This is a genomic window from Enterobacter cloacae complex sp. IR53041 (assembly GCF_049238285.1).
In the GTDB taxonomy this organism is placed as follows: domain Bacteria; phylum Pseudomonadota; class Gammaproteobacteria; order Enterobacterales; family Enterobacteriaceae; genus Enterobacter; species Enterobacter roggenkampii.
Window position 1 is genome coordinate 172,479 of record NZ_JBMKHB010000004.1, and the last position, 20,585, is coordinate 193,063.

Consider the following 20,585-nt stretch of genomic DNA (forward strand, 5'->3'; position numbering starts at 1 on the left):
CAACGTAACGAATGTTGTTCCTGTATGCAATCAGTCAGATCAGGAAAGTTCCTGAACGTTCAGATAATTATTCCGCCACCAGCGGCTCGCCGCATTTCACGCAGCGGTAGGTTGCCTCGCCGCGCACCACGCGATTATGGCGGCGGACGGTAAGCTGATGTTGCTGACACTGGCAGCGGTAGGGGAAGGTATTGCGGCGCACCGATTCCAGCTCGAACTGATGGGTTCTGCGCGCCGGAACGCCGAGCACCGCTTCCATCATCCACTTCCACTCCTTGCCGTGGGGGGCGACGCGTCCGAAGTGTTTCCACACCAGCAGGTGCGCCAGCTCGTGCGGCACCACCTCATCAATAAACGCCTGCTGGTTTTCCATCATCAGAACCGGGTTCAGGCGGATCTCATAGGATTCCAGCCAGGCGGTACCGGCCGAGGTGCCACGCTGCTGGTAGACGAGTTTGGGTTCAGGGTAATTGCGACCAAGCTTCAGGTTCGCCTGGGCGAGTTTTTCCCGCAGGCTGCGCATAACGGCTTGCTGAATGGCGATGGGGAGACGGGGAGCTTTCATAGGGGCAGAGCATAAAGCGGGAAGCGGGGAGGCGCAAGAGGCGCCTCCCGCAAGAGGATCAGTCGTGAGCGCCGATTTCGCGCAGCGGGCGACCTTTCATCAGGTTACGTTCAATATGTTCCAGCGAAACGTGTTTGGTTTCCGGAACCAGCCAGATAGTCAGCACAATAAAGAAGATGTTCAGACCGGCGTAGACCCAGAAGGTATTGGCATTGCCCAGAGTGTTGAGCATGGTCAGGAACGTTGCGCCGACGATCATGTTGGCAATCCAGTTCGTTGCGGTAGAGCAGGTGATACCAAAATCACGTCCTTTCAGCGGCTGGATCTCAGAGCACAGCACCCAGATCAGCGGCCCGGCGCTCATCGCAAACCCGACGATAAACATCAGCAGCATGCCTACCGCAAAGTACTGGGCGGTTGGGGAGTGAATGCCCACATGCATCATGGTACCGAGGACGCCCATACCGGCCGCCATCACCAGGAAGCCCAGCGTCAGGGTTGGCTTACGTCCCCAGCGGTCCACCAGACCGATGGCGATAAAGGTCGCCAGCACGTTGGTCAGACCCACGATGACGGTCCCCCACATCTGCTCGGTGGTGTTGGTATAACCCGCCAGCTCAAAGATTTTGGGCGCGTAGTACATGATGACGTTCATCCCGGTGAACTGCTGCATCACCTGGAGCAGCACGCCGAGGAACACCGCCCGGCGGAAGTTGCTGTTCTCTTTAAACAGCGCCCAGCCGGACTGTTTGACCTTCAGGCTTTCGCGGATCTCTTCCAGCTCGTTTTTCGCTTCCGCGCTGGTATCGCGCAGGCGCATCAGCACGCGTTCGGCATCGTGGAAGCGACGTTTTGCAGCAAACCAGCGCGGGCTGTCCGGCAGGAAGAAGACGCCAATCAGCAGCAGAACCGCAGGTATGATGATCACGCCGAGCATCCAGCGCCATGCGCCGCTGTAGCTAAACGCCGTATCGGAAAGGTACGCGCCCAGGATACCGATGGTGATCATTAGCTGGTACATCGAAATCATACTACCGCGGATTTTCTCCGGCGCGATTTCCGACAGATACAGTGGGGCGGTATAGGACGCCACGCCCACGGCCAGACCGAGCAGCACGCGGGAAACCAGCAGAACCTCAACGTTAGGCGCTGCGGCAGAGAAGAGTGAGCCGGCCACGAACAGGATCGCGCCAATCATCAGGCTCTTTTTACGTCCGAGTTTGAAGGAGAGCCAGCCGCTGCCGACGGCCCCAACGGCCGCACAGAACATCATGGAGCTGACCACCCATTCCTGGGTGTGAGCGCTAATCTGGAACTCGTCAGTGATGAAAGGTAATGCACCGGCAATCACGCCGATATCCAGGCCAAAAAGTAATCCTGCCAGGGCGGCGAGGAAACAGACGAAGAATGTCATCGCCTTGTTGGACGTACGCCCCTGTTTTTTATTGTCAGGCATTATGCCCTCCAGTTGGGTTATCAGTTTTATTGATGGTAAGGGTAGGTGAGCGACCCGTAAAAATATGTGAGATTAATCACATAGGTGTAATCGGTTACACTCGTGTGCAACCGTAAATAAAATTAAAGCTTTGAAAATATAGAGGTAAATGAAGTGAGGCGCATCGCGAAAGGAGATATTTCAGACTTAACTGAAAGGGAATGTAACAGCAGAAGAATGGCGATCATGCAAAGAGAATATTCTGAAAGCGGAAGACATCCGCTACGGTGTAATCGGTTCCAAACGGTGTGCCTTTAAGCCGGGTGGCGGCTGCGCCTTACCCGGCCTACAAAACCTCCGTACCCCGTAGGTCGGGTAAGGCGTAGCCGCCACCCGACAAAAAAAAAGCCAGCCCGAAGGCTGGCCTTTTAAAAGCGATGTCAGTCGATTACTTCAGACCGGCAGCTTCACGCAGCAGGGCGGCTTTGTCGGTTTTTTCCCATGGGAAATGTTCACGACCAAAGTGACCGTATGCAGCGGTTTCTTTGTAGATTGGGTGCAGCAGATCCAGCATCTGAATCAGTCCGTATGGGCGCAGGTCGAAGAACTCGCGCACCAGCAGGGTCAGCTGTTCTGAAGGCACTTTCTCGGTACCAAAGGTTTCCACCATGATGGAGGTGGGTTCAGCCACACCGATGGCGTAGGAAACCTGAATCTCACAGCGGTCAGCCAGGCCGGCAGCCACGATGTTTTTCGCCACATAACGTGCCGCGTACGCTGCAGAACGGTCCACTTTTGATGGATCTTTACCGGAGAATGCACCGCCACCGTGACGCGCCATGCCGCCGTAGGTATCAACGATGATTTTACGACCGGTCAGGCCGCAGTCACCCATTGGGCCACCGATAACAAAGCGTCCGGTTGGGTTGATAAAGAATTTGGTGGCGCTGCTCAGCCATTCGGTTGGCAGAACCGGCTTGATGATCTCTTCCATCACTGCTTCCTGCAGGGATTTCTGATCGATATCTTCGGCATGCTGGGTAGACAGAACCACCGCGTCAATACCGACAATTTTACCGTCGTCGTACTGGAAGGTGACCTGGCTCTTCGCATCCGGGCGCAGCCACGGCAGGGTGCCGTTTTTACGCACTTCAGCCTGACGCTGCACCAGACGGTGTGCGTAGGTGACTGGCGCTGGCATCAGCACGTCGGTTTCGTTGGTTGCATAGCCGAACATCAGGCCCTGGTCGCCCGCGCCCTGTTCCAGCGGATCGGCACGGTCAACGCCCTGGTTGATGTCTGGAGACTGTTTGCCAATCGCGCTCAGTACCGCGCAGGAGTTGGCATCAAAGCCCATATCAGAATGCACATAACCGATCTCACGCACCGTGTTACGGGTGATCTCTTCGATATCAACCCATGCGCTGGTGGTGATCTCACCGCCAACCAGAACCATGCCGGTTTTGACATAGGTTTCACACGCGACGCGTGCTTTTGGATCCTGCGCGAGGATCGCATCCAGCACCGCATCGGAGATTTGGTCAGCAATTTTATCAGGATGTCCTTCTGATACGGACTCGGACGTAAACAGGTGTTTTGCCATGTTTTATTTCACCTAAGAGGAATTTGGTTAGCTCAAGCTGCTGTGTGGAATAGCCAAAGGAGATAATTCTACCAAGGCCTGCAGGTTTTTGACACTGGCAGTATGAGTGTTAATCAGTATAGATGGATTAACATCTGGATGGCTATTTTAGGTCACTTCTTCACCCGATTTCCAGTTTTTTTTGACTCATCTCTCACTCAGTTGAAATTGCTGCTGGCAAAAATTCCTGACGGTGCTGGCAACACGCGCATTTTTGTTTTGCTTTTTAGCCCCCTTCTCGGTATAAAACGCGGCGCGCGGCTCATATAAAATAAGCGCTCGATGAACTCATCGTGTCGCCACTTCCAGCCGGGTAAAGCAGTGAACTTTTAGCTTTGGCTTGGGGTCCGTTTCAGCAGAGGCGGCCGTGGAGGTGATACGAGATAATGAACCATCGTTTTCCGCTAATTCAGCGCAGCCGTTCTGGCGCGCATTTGATTCCCGCAACCCGCATTTCTAGTCTGCAAACCTGCCGATGTTATACCCATCTCGGCGCTTCTCAGGATTCCAGGGCCGGTCACGCTTTGTGAAAACTGAACAAGGGCGCTCTTGTTAATACAAGAGTTTTCTCGTGGTTTCGCCGAACCTTGTCATACAGAGTTCGGATACGTGTTTTACAATGATATGAATAAGAAACCGGTCGCACGGTCTGGATTTCAGCATACTCTGCTGGGAAACGGAGCCGTTTATGGGTTGTTATCGCCGTATAACGCTGCGATAGTAGTCAACTGTTTTACACTTAATACAAAGAGTTGAGGTTCGCTATGTCTGACGACATGTCTTCTTTTTCGCCTTCGTCAGCGGGCGAACAGGGTGTACTACGTTCTATGCAGGAGGTTGCGATGAGCTCCGAGGAAGCCAGCAAGATGCTGCGCACTTACAATATTGCCTGGTGGGGCAATAACTACTACGACGTCAACGAACTGGGCCACATCAGCGTCTGCCCGGATCCCGACGTCCCTGAAGCGCGCGTGGATCTCGCCAAACTGGTGAAAGCCCGTGAGGCTCAGGGCCAGCGTTTGCCTGCACTGTTCTGCTTCCCGCAGATCCTGCAACATCGCCTGCGTTCGATTAACGCCGCGTTCAAACGCGCGCGTGAATCCTACGGCTATAAAGGCGACTACTTCCTGGTTTACCCGATCAAGGTAAACCAGCACCGCCGCGTGATTGAATCGCTGATCCACTCCGGCGAGCCGCTGGGGCTGGAGGCGGGTTCCAAAGCCGAACTGATGGCCGTGCTGGCGCATGCGGGGATGACCCGTTCAGTGATCGTCTGTAACGGCTATAAAGACCGTGAATACATTCGTCTGGCGCTGATTGGCGAGAAGATGGGCCACAAGGTCTATCTGGTTATCGAGAAGATGACTGAAATCGCCATCGTGCTGGAAGAAGCCGAGCGTCTGAACGTGGTGCCGCGCCTTGGCGTGCGTGCGCGTCTGGCGTCGCAGGGTTCCGGAAAATGGCAGTCCTCCGGCGGTGAAAAATCCAAGTTCGGCCTGGCGGCCAACCAGGTGCTGCAGCTGGTAGAAATTCTGCGCGAGCGTGGTCGTCTGGACAGCATTCAGTTGCTGCACTTCCACCTCGGCTCGCAGATGGCCAACATTCGTGATATCGCCACCGGCGTGCGAGAGTCGGCGCGTTTCTACGTTGAGCTGCACAAGCTTGGCGTGAATATTCAGTGCTTCGACGTGGGCGGCGGCCTGGGCGTGGACTATGAAGGGACCCGCTCACAATCTGATTGTTCCGTGAACTATGGCCTGAACGAATACGCGAACAACATCATCTGGGCGATCGGCGACGCCTGTGAAGAGAACGGCCTGCCGCACCCGACGGTGATTACCGAATCCGGTCGCGCGGTGACCGCGCACCATACGGTGCTGGTCTCTAACATTATCGGCGTTGAGCGCAGCGAAACCACCGAAGCGACGCCGCCGGCAGATGATGCCCCGCGTTCCCTGCAAAGCATGTGGGAAACCTGGCAGGAGATGCACGAGCCGGGCACGCGTCGTTCCCTGCGCGAATGGCTGCACGACAGCCAGATGGATCTGCACGACATTCACGTCGGCTACTCTTCAGGCACCTTCAGCCTGCAGGAGCGCGCGTGGGCAGAGCAGCTCTATTTGAATATGTGCCATGAAGTGCAGAAGCAGCTCGACCCGAGCAACCGCGCCCACCGTCCGATAATCGACGAGCTGCAGGAGCGTATGGCGGATAAGATTTACGTCAACTTCTCGCTGTTCCAGTCGATGCCGGATGCCTGGGGTATCGATCAGCTGTTCCCGGTTCTGCCGCTGGAAGGATTGAATCATGCCCCGGAACGTCGCGCGGTACTGCTGGACATCACCTGCGACTCTGACGGCGCCATCGACCACTACGTGGACGGCGACGGTATCGCCACGACGATGCCAATGCCGGAATACGACCCGGAGCACCCGCCAATGCTGGGCTTCTTTATGGTCGGCGCGTATCAGGAGATCCTCGGCAACATGCACAACCTGTTCGGCGATACCGAGGCGGTTGACGTGTTTGTCTTCCCTGACGGCAGCGTGGAAGTTGAGCTGTCTGACGAAGGGGATACCGTGGCGGACATGCTGGAATACGTTCAGCTGGATCCGAAAACCCTGCTCACGCAGTTCCGCGACCAGGTGAAAAACACCGGGCTGGACGATGCGCTGCAGCAGCAGTTCCTGGAAGAGTTTGAAGCGGGTCTGTACGGATATACGTATCTGGAAGACGAATAACGTTCGAAAGGGGCGTTAAAAAAGGGTCTGACGAAAGTCAGACCCTTTTGTTTTAGCTGTACTGCTCGTCGGTGAAGGTAATGGTTACCGGAGCATAGATATCAATCGGTCGATCGATTTGCAACGCCTTCCACTGTGGACGCGCGTTCATCGCACCTTTGCTCATGTCGCCATTCCACTTCTTGTGTTCCGGCGTTTTCGGCATGTCTTTACCGGTTTTACCCGTTGCAGAGCCCGGAGAGAGCACCGGATAGTTAGTTTCCGGTACGGCCCATTTCTTCACTGGTGTAACTGTTGTGGCTTCTGGTTTCGCTTTTGGCGTCAGCGGCTGGGACGTTGACGGCGCAACGTTTGGCACGGCTTCACTGCGTGCGGTTTCAGACGCGACGACCTCCTTATGGACCGCCGAAGAGGCGGACGTAGAGGTCGTTGTCGCCGTCGTTTTCTCAATCGTCATATGCTGAGAATCAGACGTTGTACGCGTCGTGGTAGTCGTCTGCTGCTGCGTTGAGCCTGGCTTAGTCGGCGTACACTTCTGAGGGCAGCCGCCATCGTCCGTATGGCCGTCATCCGGCTTCGCTGGAGTATCGCTGTCTGCGTCAGCGCCGCTTTTCTTCTTCTTACGAATCCCCGGATCGGCAAGCGTGTAGGAAATGTTATTTCCTGCTTCTTTCTCATCACGCGTGACAACCGACATTTCATCTTTATTGGTATTGAGATCGCCATTCACTGCCGCACTGGTGGTGTCACCCACGGCGATAGTGGATTTCTGCGTTTCGTTGTAGTGAATTTCATCCACGGTGTCGACGTAGATGTTACCGGAAGGCACTACGCCATTGCTCAGGCCAATGCCGCCACCGCCGTACAGACTATCCTGCTCAACGTGGTCTTCCAGCGTTTTCGCATTGATATCACCCGCAACGTTCACCGACCCGGTGCCATCCTGAGATACCAGATTAGCCCCGGTCATATTGAGGTCGCCTCCGGTTTTCACATTCAGCTCGCCGCTGGTATTGATACCGGATTGCTTCGCTGTTTTAGACGAATCGTAACTTTCAGAGCCGCCGCCCCCGTTGACGGACGCGTTCGGGATGATGCCCGCTGCCGAGACGGAGATGCCCACAGAAGCGCCCCAGTTACCGCGGCTGCTTTCGGTGTGCTCGGTATTCTGCACGGAGGTGATATTCATATCGCCTGCAATGTTAACATCCGCTTTTTCTGCATCGATGTTAGCGCCCTTCATGTTCATATCACCGCCAGCGTTCACTGTCACCGTGTTGCCGTTGATAGTACTGTTCTTATACGACGTAGAGTTGCCCGAGCCGTGTTCCGTACTGCCGTTGTAATCGACTGAAATACCGCCGCTTGCGCCGGTTATATCCACTCCCACGCCTGCGGTAAGGCCGCCTTTGTGTTTTTCGGTTTCATTGGTGTAAGAGGTCGTTGATTTCGCTGCGTTAATGTCCACATTACCACCCGCATTGATCTCCGTATTCTGCGAGTTCACGTTCACGCCGTTGAGCGTGGTATCGTTGGTCGAATTAATGCTGACGTTTTTAGCATTAATATTGGTGGTATTCTCCGCCGTTGCGGTGCGCGTTTCTTTCGTTTTTGTCGTGTTCCCGCCGAAAGTGACGGAGCCGCCAGCAAGATCGTTTAGCATGATGTTGGACACATCGCCCAGCACTTCCGCCGTCGTGGTTCCGCTGTTAATCGACTGGCCTTGCTGCGATTTATCAATGAGATTCCCGGTTTTGTCGATCGCATCAACTACCGCACTGTGGGCCTCACCTGAAACACCGACAAAGCGGTCTTTATGTGTGACGGTGGTTTTGGTTTCATCCTCGTATTTGGTGCTTGCGACATCCTTCGCGTTAATGCTGAGCTTATCTCCGGCGGAAAGGTCTGCGCCGCCAATATCCGCCGTTTTTCCTGCATTTACGGAGCCGGAATCGGTAAAATTAATGGACGCGTTGGTGTTCTGCTTGCTCTGGGTCGACACGGTATCGGTTGTGTCTTCCATACCCACCCTGAAACCGGCAGTATCGGTGATCGGTGCGCGGCCCGGTTTGGCACCAATCGCGGAGGTTTCAGAATTACCGCCTGCGCTGGTGTAGTCGCCAGAGGTGGTATTTTTTGTGGTGCCCTCGTTTTTGCCGTAGGAAGCCGAGGCGGATTTACCGGCGCCGCTGATGCCGGCCTCAGCAACAAACTGGCGAGACTGTGTGGTGTGTTCCTCAGCGGACACGTTTTCAGACGTCTTTATCTCAACGTTTTCTGCCGCGTTGATGGAGCCGCTTTTCGCGTCAATGCTGCCGCCTTCGATGACCACATTCTTGCTGGCATCAATCTGCACATTGCCGCCAGCCTTGACGGTTGCGCCGATAGCTTCGCCGGTCACCGTTTTGGTGTCGGTGGTGGTATAGCTGGACAGACCGTTGATCTCGGTATTGATGGTACGGTTAGAATCAATCTGATGCAGGTCGTTGAAGGTGACGTCACCTTCGCTCGCCTTCATATTCACGTCCTGGCCTGCCGTAATATCAGCCGCGTTGGAAGTGATAGTTTTCGCCTGCATGTTGATACTGCCGCCTGCGGTGACGCCATCATCGTGCGCATGAATCTTCTGCTTGCCGTCTTCGCCGTGTCCGACAGATGCGGTCAGGGTGATGTCGCCCTTTTCAGCCTTCATGTCAATGTCGCCACCGGCGTTCACTGCCGCGCCGTTTGAGGCAATGCTGCCATTTTCCGACGTCATTGAGACGTTACCGCCCGCCGAGATGCCAGCATCTGTCGCATTGCTGATGTTGTTAATATCCCCTTTGGATTTCAGCGTGACGTCACCCTTAGAGGAGAGGGTACCGTTCACGTTGTTAATGGCGGTGGCATCAACTGAAAGGCTATTTCCGGCTGCAATGGACGCTGTGCCTTTACTGATATCACCGTTAGCCAGCTGGCTAAGGGTTTCAGGGCAAAGGTAGACCACCGGCACCAGCACTTCCGTCCCTTTGATGTTCTGGCTCACGAACCAGACGATATCCTGGGTCAGCCCATTGCGCTGCTCTTCGCTCAGAGGCTGTCCCACCACCAGATTTAGATCGCTGTTTTTCGCCGCAATACCGGCGTTATCCATCAGGTTTTGTACCAGCGCATCGCCTTCAAGACCGTCTCGTATCGCAAACATGCTGCCTACGGAGCGGCTGATCTCTCGACGAATCAGTTCGGAGATAAAGTAGTTATCGCCAATGACGTTAACGGTTTCGGTGGTAGTGTAATCCACCTTGTCGAAATAGTAGTCAGAGCCGCTGTACTTGCTCTGATCGATCATTTCCGGGCGCGTTTCGAAAATCGGAATGATGTGGTTGGCCGGGCCGCTGTATTCGGTACCGTTTTTCGCCGCCTCAGAGGCTTTTTTGAATTCGTCAGTGACTTCAAACATGCCCGGCAGAGAGACCAAATCCTTGATGGTCGGCAGTGGGCTGATCCCCATGGCCAGTTCATTCAGCTTTTTGGTATTGATGGCAACATCATAGCCCGCGACGGCGGTGTCGATGGTGTAGTCACCCACGTCGATATTCTCAATTTTGGCGTTTTCTTTGATTGTGCCAGCGTTAGCCAGGCCGTTATCCAGCGTGCCGCCATTGTGCGTAAAGTTACGACCCGCCGTGATTTCACCTTTTTCTGAAGGCACGAAGTAGATCATATTCGTCTTCAGAGGGGTAATGCTGGTGTCATTGCTTACCAGGTTATGCCATGCCGTGTTCAGGGTCGCGTAATCTTGCGAATTCCACGTTTCACCAAACACTTTGCTCATGACGTAGTTGAGCTGGGTTGAGTCATTCGCGGCGTCGAGAAGCGATTTATAGCTACGCTCTCTGTTTGGAGCCTGGGTACCGCTTTTGGTTGCAGGTGCGCCGTCACCAAAGATGAAATCAAGGTATTGATAGAGCGAGTTGAAGGTCAGCGTCGTGTAGTGCTCTGCTGCCACCTTCCAGTAGTCGGTCAGTACTATCGGTTGCTCAAGAATGAGATTCAGATAGTCATACATGGATTCGGAGGTATAGGTTGGCGAGTTCAGCAGATTACCCGTGATGGTGATATCACGTCCCGCCTGGATCAGGCCGCCGTTATTTTTAACCTCTTTTTCGTCGAAAATGCCGCGCTGGTTAATATTAATATCTTTCCCGGCGCTGATTTCGCCGAGCTTACTCATAGCGATATCTGACGCCAGAACCGGGATGTGCAGAACCGTGGTAATCCTGACCTGCGTCATTACATTATCAATACCGGCCCATTGACCCACGGCATCCTGCGTTTGGGTTTGCGAAATGGTGCCACCCGTATAAGTGCTCTGGTTTTCCAGAGAGGCCGCATCAATATTGATGTTCTGTTCGGAGCGAATGATCCCAGCGGAGTTGATAATCGTTTTCGCGATGAGCGACATGTCACCCATGCTCAGAACGTTGCCGTTATAGTCGTTAACAAAGGCACCGTCGTGGGCATTAATATCCATCTTCCCTAACGACCAGAGCAGGCTGTTGCTGTTGTTCATTACCTCATTAGCGTTGATGTGTAAATCACCCCCCGTGACCACAGACTTGCTGTTGATCACCTTACCGTCTGCCTGGAGCGTCAAGTTACCGATGGCTTCCATCATGGTGTTGTTGAACAGCGTACCTTCCGTGCTGAGCGTCATATCATGACCTGCACGAATACTGCGGTTATTGTCATTCAGCGCGATGGAGTCTTTTACCTTGAGCAATAAATCATGACCCGCTTCGAGGATGCCATTGATGTTATTGAATGAACCGGTATGGATGTTGAGGTCGTTTCTGGCAGAGGTCGTGCCGGAATCATGATTATTCAGCTGCGAGGCATTAATCGTAATGTTATTCCCGGCGATCAGGGCATTTTTTTCGTTGCTAATCGTCCCGCCCGCTACGTTAAGGTTCGTATTGTTGGCACCCGATAGTACCGCTGCATTGGCGTTGATCAGATTATTAGCGACATTAACTGACAGATCGCTCTGCGTCGACACAATCACCGCCTGTTCGGTGTTAAGCATGTTTTGCGCATTGATCGTAATGTCGCCGCCCGCCACGAGAGTGGACACCGACTGCTGCCCGTCCTCTGCGGTGAGGCTGCCAATGTTGCTCAACGTGTTGGCGACAATCTCCAGCGGGCCGTTTACAGCCTGAATGACACCGGCCGTGCGGTTGGTCAGAACGCCGATGGCGTTCAGCACCGTCTGCATATTGGCGGAGATGACCGCGCCGTCGCTGTTGATGAGCGACTCAACGTCTTCAATCGTCAGGTTACGCAGTGCAGCTAAAACATGCCCTTCACCTGTGTTGGCCAGGTTTTTGACGTTGCGAATAATCAGATCCAGACCTGCCTGAACCACACCGTCGTTTTTCAGCTCCTCAACGGCATCGATCGCGATATTGCCATTGCCGATGATCACCGAGCGGTTGTTTAACGTCTTCACGCCGCTGATATTCAGATTGCCCTCAGAGGCAATCACTGCATCACTGCTGTTATTAAGCGTCGTGGTCGTCGCGATCGAGAGCGCATTATCCGATTTAATCATCGATGCGCCGCTGTTATTAAGGGTACCTACGTTTCTCAGCGTGGTATTTCCAGCACCGAATAGCGTTGCACCTTCAGTGTTATTGAGGGTGTTCACATCGGACAGTGACAGCGTGCCGTCAGAAATCACAAAACTGCCGGTGTTATTCAGCGTGTTGAGATGGGTAAGTTGCAGCGTCTTGCTGGCATACAGCGTGGCGGCGTTAAGGTTATCGACGGTGCTGACGCGATCGAGCGTCAGGCTACCGGCCTGAATGGTTGAGGCGTCGTTAAGCAACGATGTCGCTGTAACGGAGAGGTTTTCTCTTGCCGCGATCAGCGCGTCATGGGTGTTAGAGAGGGTGGTAATTCCGCTGGCATTGATATTATCGCCCTGGATCAGCCCATCGTCATTGTGTACTGCCAGCGCGCCGTCACCCTTTATGGTGAGGTTCTTCCCGGCAATAATGCTGCCTTTTTGACTATTCTGTAGCTCTTTTTTGACATCAAGCTGCATGTCAGTGGTCCCACTCAGCGTGCCGGCCTGGTTTTTCAGATTCGCGGTTGCGATGGCCAGTTTCTCGCTGGCACTGATGGTGCCGCTGTTACTGACGGTTGCACTGGCTTTACGGGTCTGGGTGGAGACATTACGTCCTGAAATACGTCCGGTATTGCTGAGCGTGTCGCCGCCGGATGCCACCGTCACGTCATGCTTGTTGCTGGCAATGGTGCCGTCGTTGACGATGTTACCGTCGGCATCAATGAAGATCAGCGCATCGTTACCGCTCAGGGTGCCGCTGTTTGAAACCTCACCGTTGACCTTAATGCGCATCTCACCGCTATTAGCGCCAATATGACCACTGTTGTTCAGGGCGCTGGCGGTCATAACCAGGTTTTTATCCGCGTAGAGGCGGCCTGCGTTGTCGAGATGGCCGACAGACAGCGTCTGGGCGTTGCTGGCATACAGGATGCCATTGTTCTTCATTGAACCTGATGCAATCCAGATATCCCCTGTGGCGCTGACGGAACCCTTGTTTTCAAACGCACCGGTCAGGTTGAACTGCAGCGTCCCTTTCTTCGCGAGAATAACGCCTTCATTGTTAGTCATGCTGCCCGCGGTAACGTTGACATTACCACTGTTGCTGACGATCTCCGCATCGGAGACGAGGGTGCTGAAGGGCACCTGCTGGCCATTCTGGATGACGACAAAATCGCCATTTTTTAACGTCACGACGCCACCGGAAATGACAGCGCCGTTAGCATCCAGCGCTTTTAGTTTTCCGGAAAGGGTGTACTGCCCGGCAACATTAATCTGAATGGCGGGTACCGCTGTTGTGGCACTGTTTTGCGCAATGATAGCAGCCGTATTTTGCAGCAGGGTTGAGGCATCAATTCGGATTGTGCCGTTACGGGAGATAACGTCGTTATTCACCGTCATGCCAGAGAGCGCATGCAGGATAATATTATTTTGCGCTTCTGCACTTCCGGTGCCGCTGCTGTTTTTGTTCAGGGCAATATTGTTGCCGCTGACAGTGACATTTTTATCGCTGCGTAAACCTGTCAGCGTCACGTCGCCGTTCGCACTGATCTCAATGTCACCCGTGGCAATAATACTGCCCTCATGACGGACGCCTGCGCCGGATTCGGTGCTGATAAGCTGAATTTTACCACCGTACATTGACCCCATCGCCCGACCGTCAATCGCGACATCCGGCGTATGGCCGTCACCCGTGGCGCGAGTCGTGTGCTGGCGGCTGGAGAGATCGTAATCGTTCTGCCCGGCAACTACCTTAACGTCCGCCTGGCCGGCAATTTCACCTTCCAGTTTTGCACTTCGGCTGACAATGTCGAAGTAGCTTAGCCCTTCGGTAGAAATGCCTTGCCCTGTTAGAGACACGGTGCCTTTTTCAACAGCTAGTTTATAGTTGCCGTCCTCTTTCATCTGCACCTTACCGGTACTCAGCGTCAGGCTGTTGGCATTAATGGTGGTGGCGCCGTTAACGCTAATACCGTTTTGGTTAGCAACGATCACGTCCGCTTTTCTGCCGAAGACTTCCATCGTCCCGTTAATATAGGACGCCTGGGCTCCCGTCACTTCACTGATAATTGCTTTTGCTTCATGCTCAAGCTGGGCGTTTTTAACCGTGTAACCCCCGATCTTAGACACACCATCCTGCATGCTGTTGTTAAAAATAAGGCCATTTTTATCAACGTTAAACTGGTCGAATTTATTATGCGAGACGCCTTTCGCATTCGGATCGGTGATATTCACGACTGGCGTGCCGTTAGCCGCCTGACCCATTGTTGGCCCTTTACTCTGGCTGGCATCCGGCACCGTTGCGGCTTCGGCATTAGCTGCGAGAATACCCGCTATTGAAATAAAAAGTGGGCAAAGGTGTTTATGCAAATTCCCTGCGGTTAGCTTCGTTTTTGAGGTTTTATTGTTGCTCATAAAAATTCCTTAAATTAGAACGTTACTTCCATCTTGTAATAAACGACCGTGTTATCGACGGTATTCTCTTCCAGTGAATCTGGTTTTTTTATAGGCCAGCCCGCGAGGACATACGTTGAAAAATGGCTACCGGTAGCTTTAATCCCGACAGAGCCACCCATCATGAATTGGCTATCACATACGTTGACGCCTTTCGGGCAATTATCTTTGGCAAAGCCCAGGTCATAACCTACATAGGGAATAAGCTGATAGATACCGCCGACGCCAACATCGAATGGAAACTGCAGGGTATTGGCGATCCAGCCGCCGCTATCAACCAGCAGGCTATCGTCCTTGAAGCCGCGTACGGTGAATTCATCGCCCAGCGTTAATTTTGCATCGCTAACCAGTACATTCGGGGTGTACTGGAACCCTGCGTTGAGTTCATACACGCCACCTAAACGGCCAGACTGAAAAAGCGGACGCGTCCAGCTGGCAATGCCGTTGTACTTGACGTAATCAAGGTCAAACCCTTTAAGGTCGGCATCGTTTTTCCAGGCGGAACCAAACCAGGGAACCGCTGCCGTCACGCCCACATCGCCATAGAACCAGCCGTTCATCAGGGCGCCGACCCAGGTAGCGCCCGACGAAATCGAGGTATAGGTTTTAGAGCTGACGTCTATACGCTGGTTTTCAATGCTGTTGTTGCTATTACGTCTTTCAACTTTTGCCCACCAGCTGGTTTTACCCGTGGCGTTACGGCCGAGCATGCGGCTGACACGCAGAGAAGCACGGTCAGAATCTCCGTCAGAAGCGTAGCTGGCGTTATTGCCGGCAAGCGTTTTGTCGTAGCTGGATTTGTAATAAAGCGCGTCAAACGACCAATAACCCAGTGGGATGCTGTAACTCGTTGACCACGAATCCTGATTATCCTGGTTATTCTTCAGGTTATTCCATGAATAATAAACGTTGAAAATATCATTGATGCCGGCAATGTTTTTAGCGGTTACGCTGCCATAATACTGCTGCCAGCCGTCAGCCTTAAAGCCAGAGTTGTTAAGACCCGCGGTGACCGAAAGAGGGAATGCAGGCACGTGCAGCAGATTAAGATCGGAATAGCTGTTTATAACAGACGGTTGAATTTCAATATTGTCGTTAGGGTAAACGCGCAGCAGGTTTTCGACCATTTGATCGACATCCTGCATGTTCAGAATCTTGTCTTTCGCAAAAGGATAGGCAGTGAACATGCGCGTGCGTTCACGGAAGGACGGCGCTTGCCCGTTAACCTTAAGATCGTGTATTTTTCCCCACATCACCCGCAGAGAGAGTGTGCCCGTTTTGATATTACCGGGCTCAACACCAATCAGCGTCGTGGCATAACCACGAGAAATATAAAAATCGGTCAGTTCTTTGGCCAGTTCAAATATTTCTGTTCGACCGAGCATTTTGCCCTCATAGCGATCGATAATCGCCTGACGCTGCGGTGAGTTGTCAAACTGCGTATCATCAAGGATGACAATATGATTGACCTGAAATTTCCAGTTCGAGTCGCTGCTGGCCAGGGTTTCATCTCCGGCTTCGCGCATTTTTTTTTGTTGCTGGATTAACTGCTCGGTCCGCTTGGCTTCTTCTATTAATGCCTGGCTGGTTTGTCTTTCGAGACGATCCAGTTCCTGTTTATTTTGCTGACCAGGGAGTGCCGCCGTAGCGTGAGCCACAGGAATGAACGGCACTAATAAAAGTGCATATTTTGAAAAACGCTGAAGCACGAATCTCTCCTTGATAATTATCTTAAAGCCATGGTGTATTGAATTGCGCCGACCACCCTGCCAGCACTTAATGAGTTTTCGCGATTAACCTCGGCAGGAACGAATATCTGGGCCTGATAGTTTTTAGTTAAGCGGGATGAAACCTGGAAAGGGTATTCTTTTCCAAGAACAAGGGCCGATGAGACATAAGGGCTGGATTTTTCGTAAACCATAATCGCGAAATTTTTCGCGTAACCTTCGCCGGTCTCGACGCCCAAAAGACCGTTCATTGATGCGAATTTGGTATTGATCAGGGAAGAGAAAGTTAAGCCAACTTGTGCCTGTTCCGGGCATGTGATGGTAATAGAAAAGTCCTTTTTATCACCTTGATAATTTTGCGTATTCTGGAATGAGGCAATACTGTAGGTCCCCAAATCGACGTTGGTCGACGAGGGATAAATGGAACATGAACGCGTATTTACTTTAATTGGCGCTGAGAAATTGATAGTAAGAATACGAAGCGCATCCTCTGGCGTGAGCAAAGGTTTGACTTTTACGTTAACCATTTCGCCGGCAGGGATCTCGGATTCTCCCTGATTAATATTACCTGTCTGCACGAACTCTACCAATACGGTGCTGTTGTCGATAGAACAGCTCGGGCTGCAGGTCACCGGAGAGCCGGAGTTACCCGGCACCCAGGTGTTCCCTGCGTTGGCTGGCCATTTCATCCGAATACCGATACCCGGAATTTCGGTTGTATAGACTTTATCTACCGAGGAAGAGAGATAATTTCGGCTGTAAGCGGTGTGCCACTGCGTTTGCGTTGATTCATCACAGATATATTTGATGTTAGGTGAAGTATACGTTTTCGACCATAAGACCGTTCCAGTGGAGCCTTTATCCGCAGGGTTTAACGTAATGTCGTCTGTAATATTTAAAACCTTTTCCACGCCTTCGAGTCTGCACGCAGAGGCTTTTGCTTCAAGGGTAAACATCCATAAAACGGATAATAAAACGAGATAAAGCAGAGTAGTAATGTATTTATTCATTTTCTGTTAAAGGCCTTTGCAGATAATATCTATTGCATTAAAGGAGGCGGCTTTATTCATGTTGCGGGTTTTTCTGTTATCAGAAAGGTGATTGACATCTGCTGAGCACGCGTTCATCACCTTATTACTATTCCATTTAATAACGATCGGCTTGCCAGGTTCAGGTAAGGTCAGCATCGCCAGGCCACCCTGTCCGACCATACCGAGCGTGGTATTGCTACCATCGGTAATGGATGCGCCGAAGGGGATCTTTTGCCCGGAGGCATGTGTGAAGCGCACAAAGGTCTGTTGCTTCTGCTGTGTTTCCATTTTGATATGCACGGCGGCACCGGCGGTTGGCACAATGCTCTTACGCGTATCCTCTACATCGACACTCATTGATGTACCTTTTGGATCAATGAAGACATCGTTGTATCTGTAAGGCGTCAGATAGCCGACAATCCCATAGCCGTTATCTTTAATGACCGCATTTGAATCAGGGTAAACTCTTGCCCCTTCAGCGCCTTTGGCCTCTATCACGCCAATGGTGTCGCCTAACGTTGGGGTCAAATTGATACCGCCACGGTGCACAACCACGCCACCGTTCATGTTCAGACCGCCCATGAAGCTATGGAGGGACTGGCTGAACGCGACGCCGCCGGAAGCGCTATCGCCCACATAAGACAGGTTGGTACCGAAGTTGGTTTCTGGCCTGCTGGACTCGCTGAAGTAGCCGCTAAAGCCATACTGCGATCGCTCGCCGGCCGAGCCGCTGAGCGAGGTGCGGATGGTGGCCTCATCACTGTTGTAGCTAAAGTTTGCTCCCAGGCGAGCCTGTTTTTCATAACGATGGCCGAGCGGCATAGATACGCTCAGGTAGATCGTATCGTCGTGACCACCGTCTTCATTGTTGGTTCGGCCAAGCGAAATGCCCCAGGTCGACGAGCCAAACCTGTTGTTGTATCCCAGCGCGTAGTTGGATTTTTCCGTGCGGCGCAGTTCATCGTTCCAGATGTTGCCGATGAAACCACTGACGTAGAAACTTCCCCAACCCGCAGGCAGCATCTGGTTGATGTTTGCTTCCAGGCGTTCACGATAGCGCTCGGGTAAATATCGGTCGTTACCATGCTCCAGCGCCTGCTTCACGCTGACGGCATCCGACAGCGAGTAGTAATTTTTACTGGAGTAGCGGTAACCCACCAGGCTGAAATTTGTCCCGGTTTCGGAAAGATTTTTAGCAAGGCTGATACGCAGGGACATGTCACACAGTGAGCCGCAGTCATCGCTCCCGGTGCTGGAGTTAAAGTTCGTATAAGAGCGGGTAACGTCCAGGCCTAATGCCCCCAGCGGGGTATTGATAGCCACACCACCCAGCAGGGCGTTGTAATCGCCATCAAACGCGGTTTGAGCGCCTACGTAACCGGTCAGATTATTAAGCAAACCGTACTGAAGCGTGCCTTCCGTCATCCACGGATCATCGGCAAGAAATGTGTTGCGGATTTCACCCGAGGAGACCGAATAGCGAAAATAGCCTTCGCGCAGCAGCTGCGGAACGCTGGAGTAGGGGACGGTAAAGGTATTGATGGTGCCATCGGTCTCTTTGACGGTGACTTCCAGATCGCCGTTGTAGCCCGTTGCATAGAGATCGCTGATGGCAAACTCGCCTGGGGGAACCACTTTTTCATAGAGGGTACTGCCGGACTGCTTGATGGTGACCGTCGCGTTGCTGTTGGCAAAACCACGAACGACAGGCGCATAGCTGCGCACGGAATCCGGCAGCATGCGATCGTCGGTGGCGAGTCTGACGCCGCGAATGGCCGTTGTATCAAACATCTCCCCGCTGGTGTTGAGATCGCCCAGCACCACTTCAGATTGCCAGGCCGCAATTCCCCGGCTGGCAAATGCCTGCAGATGATCGACCCCTTCATCCTCAATATCATTACCGAGGTTCAGGGTGTCATAGGTTACAAAACGCCACGCACCAAGCGTCATAGCGGTTTGCAGGTTACCAAAGAGATAGTTGCTGGTTTCACCTAACTCACGGTTGCGCGTGCTTGAACCACTCAGCGCGTAGGAGGCCATGAGGGTAGGTTCACCGTCATCCCATAGTTCAGGGCTGATATAACCCTCTGGTGTATTGAGCAGCATCGCCTGCGGAACGGTGACATCCAGGCGCTCATCATCCTGGTTGTAGGTGACGGTGGCGCCGGGGATAAGCGTTTCAAGGATCAGGCAGCGGCCCGTCTTCCAGTTTTCCGGCAGTTTGCTGGTATCGACATCAAAGCGGATAATCATTTCCGGCGTCATGCAGGCATTTACGCCCTGCGTATTGTTTGCCGGAATAAATGAAATGGGCCAGGTTCCTAATTTCCGCAAGTTGCTAAATACTTCCAGTTTGTAATCACCTGGCTGGATTTTATCTACCCCGTCGAACTGGCTAAGGTCTAATCCACTGTCATAGAAATTCATAAAGCCGCGAGAAAAGTTTACCGCTTTTTTTTCTGTTTCTGCGTTAACCTGGCCTGAAATGCACAATGCCAGAATCATTATCTGGCCAAGGGTACTTTTCGCTTTTTTGAGAAGCCTGTATTTATTATGGCGTGCGGACATTTGACCTTCCGAAAGGTAGAACGTATAAAAAGTTAAAAGTTATAGGTGCGCTTAATATATGCGCCTAAATCAGTGATATAATTGTATTTAAATATGCCGCGTCCACTCACTGCGCTCACCTGCGGAAAGTGATAAACCAGCGTTCCATAAGGGACAATCATGTCACCGGGGATCTCAATGTCTTTATTGTCGGCATTCGTTAGCCACACGCTCGTCATGCTCACGTGGAAAGGCGAGTTATTGGTTCCCACCACGTCGTAGCCCTTTGCCACTTTACGCAGTTCCCACTTCAGATCATCGCCCGCCTGCATGGGATTGCCTTTCAGGCCCGCAGGGCGATAGAAAAATTTGATCATCGTGCGGAACGCCATTTTTATCTGATTCCGATCCGCCTCTTCCGGCAGTTCAGGTGGAATATCCAGCACGTTTAGCCAGAGTAGGGTTTCGCGATCTTTCGGGTATTTTCCTGCGGCTTCCTCTGTCTGGAATATACGGAAAACTTTCCCTTTCTGACCGTTAACGCGCGCAGCGGGAGGATTGATAAAGAACGGAAGATTCTCCTTCTCCGTCCCATCGGTTTTGTCGGTGCTGGAAAGCCAGACCTGCGCCAGCTCCGGGTTTTTACTGAGGTTATTTACGCGAACGGTTTGTTCACTCTCGTTTGCATTGAATGCCACACGAGTTGTTAAAATTTGTATAGTGGCGTTGGCGCAGGGGAACCACGTCAATGTCACCATTAACATTACTTTGAGAATATTACTGACCATCAGGCTCAACGTTCCTAAATGTGGCAGGGAAAGCAGTGGGATCACTCCCA

At 52.6% G+C, this 20,585-nt stretch carries 12 protein-coding genes; 4 read left to right on the top strand and 8 right to left on the bottom strand.

Features of this window, described 5'->3' with window-relative positions; genetic code table 11:
- Positions 1-67 precede the first annotated feature (67 nt).
- The 3 genes from ACOTXF_RS04840 to metK all read right to left on the bottom strand — a co-directional run bounded on the left by ACOTXF_RS04840 (position 68) and on the right by metK (position 3,603).
- A complete protein-coding gene (locus ACOTXF_RS04840) occupies positions 68-565 on the bottom strand; it encodes a SprT family zinc-dependent metalloprotease (protein ID WP_021242073.1) in 498 nt (165 codons plus the stop codon).
- Positions 566-623: 58 nt separating this feature from the next.
- On the bottom strand, positions 624-2,021 hold the full coding sequence (gene galP / locus ACOTXF_RS04845) for a galactose/proton symporter (protein ID WP_232926843.1): 1,398 nt from the start codon (positions 2,019-2,021) through the stop codon (positions 624-626).
- A gap of 427 nt (positions 2,022-2,448) precedes the next feature.
- A complete protein-coding gene (gene metK, locus ACOTXF_RS04850; RefSeq protein WP_008499745.1) occupies positions 2,449-3,603 on the bottom strand; it encodes a methionine adenosyltransferase in 1,155 nt (384 codons plus the stop codon).
- Positions 3,604-3,741: 138 nt separating this feature from the next.
- Between metK and ACOTXF_RS04855 the strand changes: the two genes are divergently transcribed.
- The 4 genes from ACOTXF_RS04855 (at position 3,742) to speA (ending at position 6,383) form a co-directional block, all read left to right on the top strand.
- Positions 3,742-3,912: a hypothetical protein gene (locus ACOTXF_RS04855; protein ID WP_045335271.1), complete on the top strand. Its 171-nt coding sequence runs from the start codon at positions 3,742-3,744 to the stop codon at positions 3,910-3,912.
- Positions 3,913-4,028: 116 nt separating this feature from the next.
- Positions 4,029-4,172, top strand: coding sequence for a hypothetical protein (locus ACOTXF_RS04860; RefSeq protein WP_418250466.1), 144 nt, complete (start codon positions 4,029-4,031; stop codon positions 4,170-4,172).
- 94 nt (positions 4,173-4,266) lie between these two features.
- Entirely contained in the window at positions 4,267-4,398 is a 132-nt protein-coding gene (gene yqgB, locus ACOTXF_RS04865) for an acid stress response protein YqgB (RefSeq protein ID WP_127312443.1), read from the top strand.
- Between the two features lie 8 nt (positions 4,399-4,406).
- Positions 4,407-6,383, top strand: a complete 1,977-nt coding sequence (gene speA, locus ACOTXF_RS04870) for a biosynthetic arginine decarboxylase (RefSeq protein WP_048963282.1) — start codon at positions 4,407-4,409, stop codon at positions 6,381-6,383.
- Positions 6,384-6,435: 52 nt separating this feature from the next.
- On the opposite strand, the gene ACOTXF_RS04875 is transcribed toward speA, so the two are convergent.
- Genes ACOTXF_RS04875 through ACOTXF_RS04895 form a run of 5 tightly spaced genes read right to left on the bottom strand, consistent with a single transcriptional unit; the run spans position 6,436 to position 20,535 of the window.
- Entirely contained in the window at positions 6,436-14,403 is a 7,968-nt protein-coding gene (locus ACOTXF_RS04875) for a hemagglutinin repeat-containing protein (protein ID WP_232926844.1), read from the bottom strand.
- A 14-nt stretch (positions 14,404-14,417) separates the two neighbouring features.
- The gene (locus ACOTXF_RS04880; protein WP_023294519.1) at positions 14,418-16,151 is read right to left on the bottom strand and encodes a ShlB/FhaC/HecB family hemolysin secretion/activation protein; all 1,734 of its coding nucleotides are present in this window, start codon (positions 16,149-16,151) and stop codon (positions 14,418-14,420) included.
- A gap of 17 nt (positions 16,152-16,168) precedes the next feature.
- Positions 16,169-17,179 carry a fimbrial protein gene (locus ACOTXF_RS04885; RefSeq protein WP_048963284.1) on the bottom strand — a complete coding sequence of 337 codons (1,011 nt, stop codon included), beginning with the start codon at positions 17,177-17,179 and terminating at the stop codon, positions 16,169-16,171.
- Positions 17,180-17,185: 6 nt separating this feature from the next.
- Positions 17,186-19,768, bottom strand: a complete 2,583-nt coding sequence (locus ACOTXF_RS04890) for a fimbria/pilus outer membrane usher protein (protein WP_052954093.1) — start codon at positions 19,766-19,768, stop codon at positions 17,186-17,188.
- Between the two features lie 32 nt (positions 19,769-19,800).
- Complete coding sequence (locus ACOTXF_RS04895) at positions 19,801-20,535, bottom strand: fimbrial biogenesis chaperone (RefSeq protein WP_265101809.1); 735 nt, start codon at positions 20,533-20,535, stop codon at positions 19,801-19,803.
- Between the last annotated feature and the right edge of the window lie 50 nt (positions 20,536-20,585).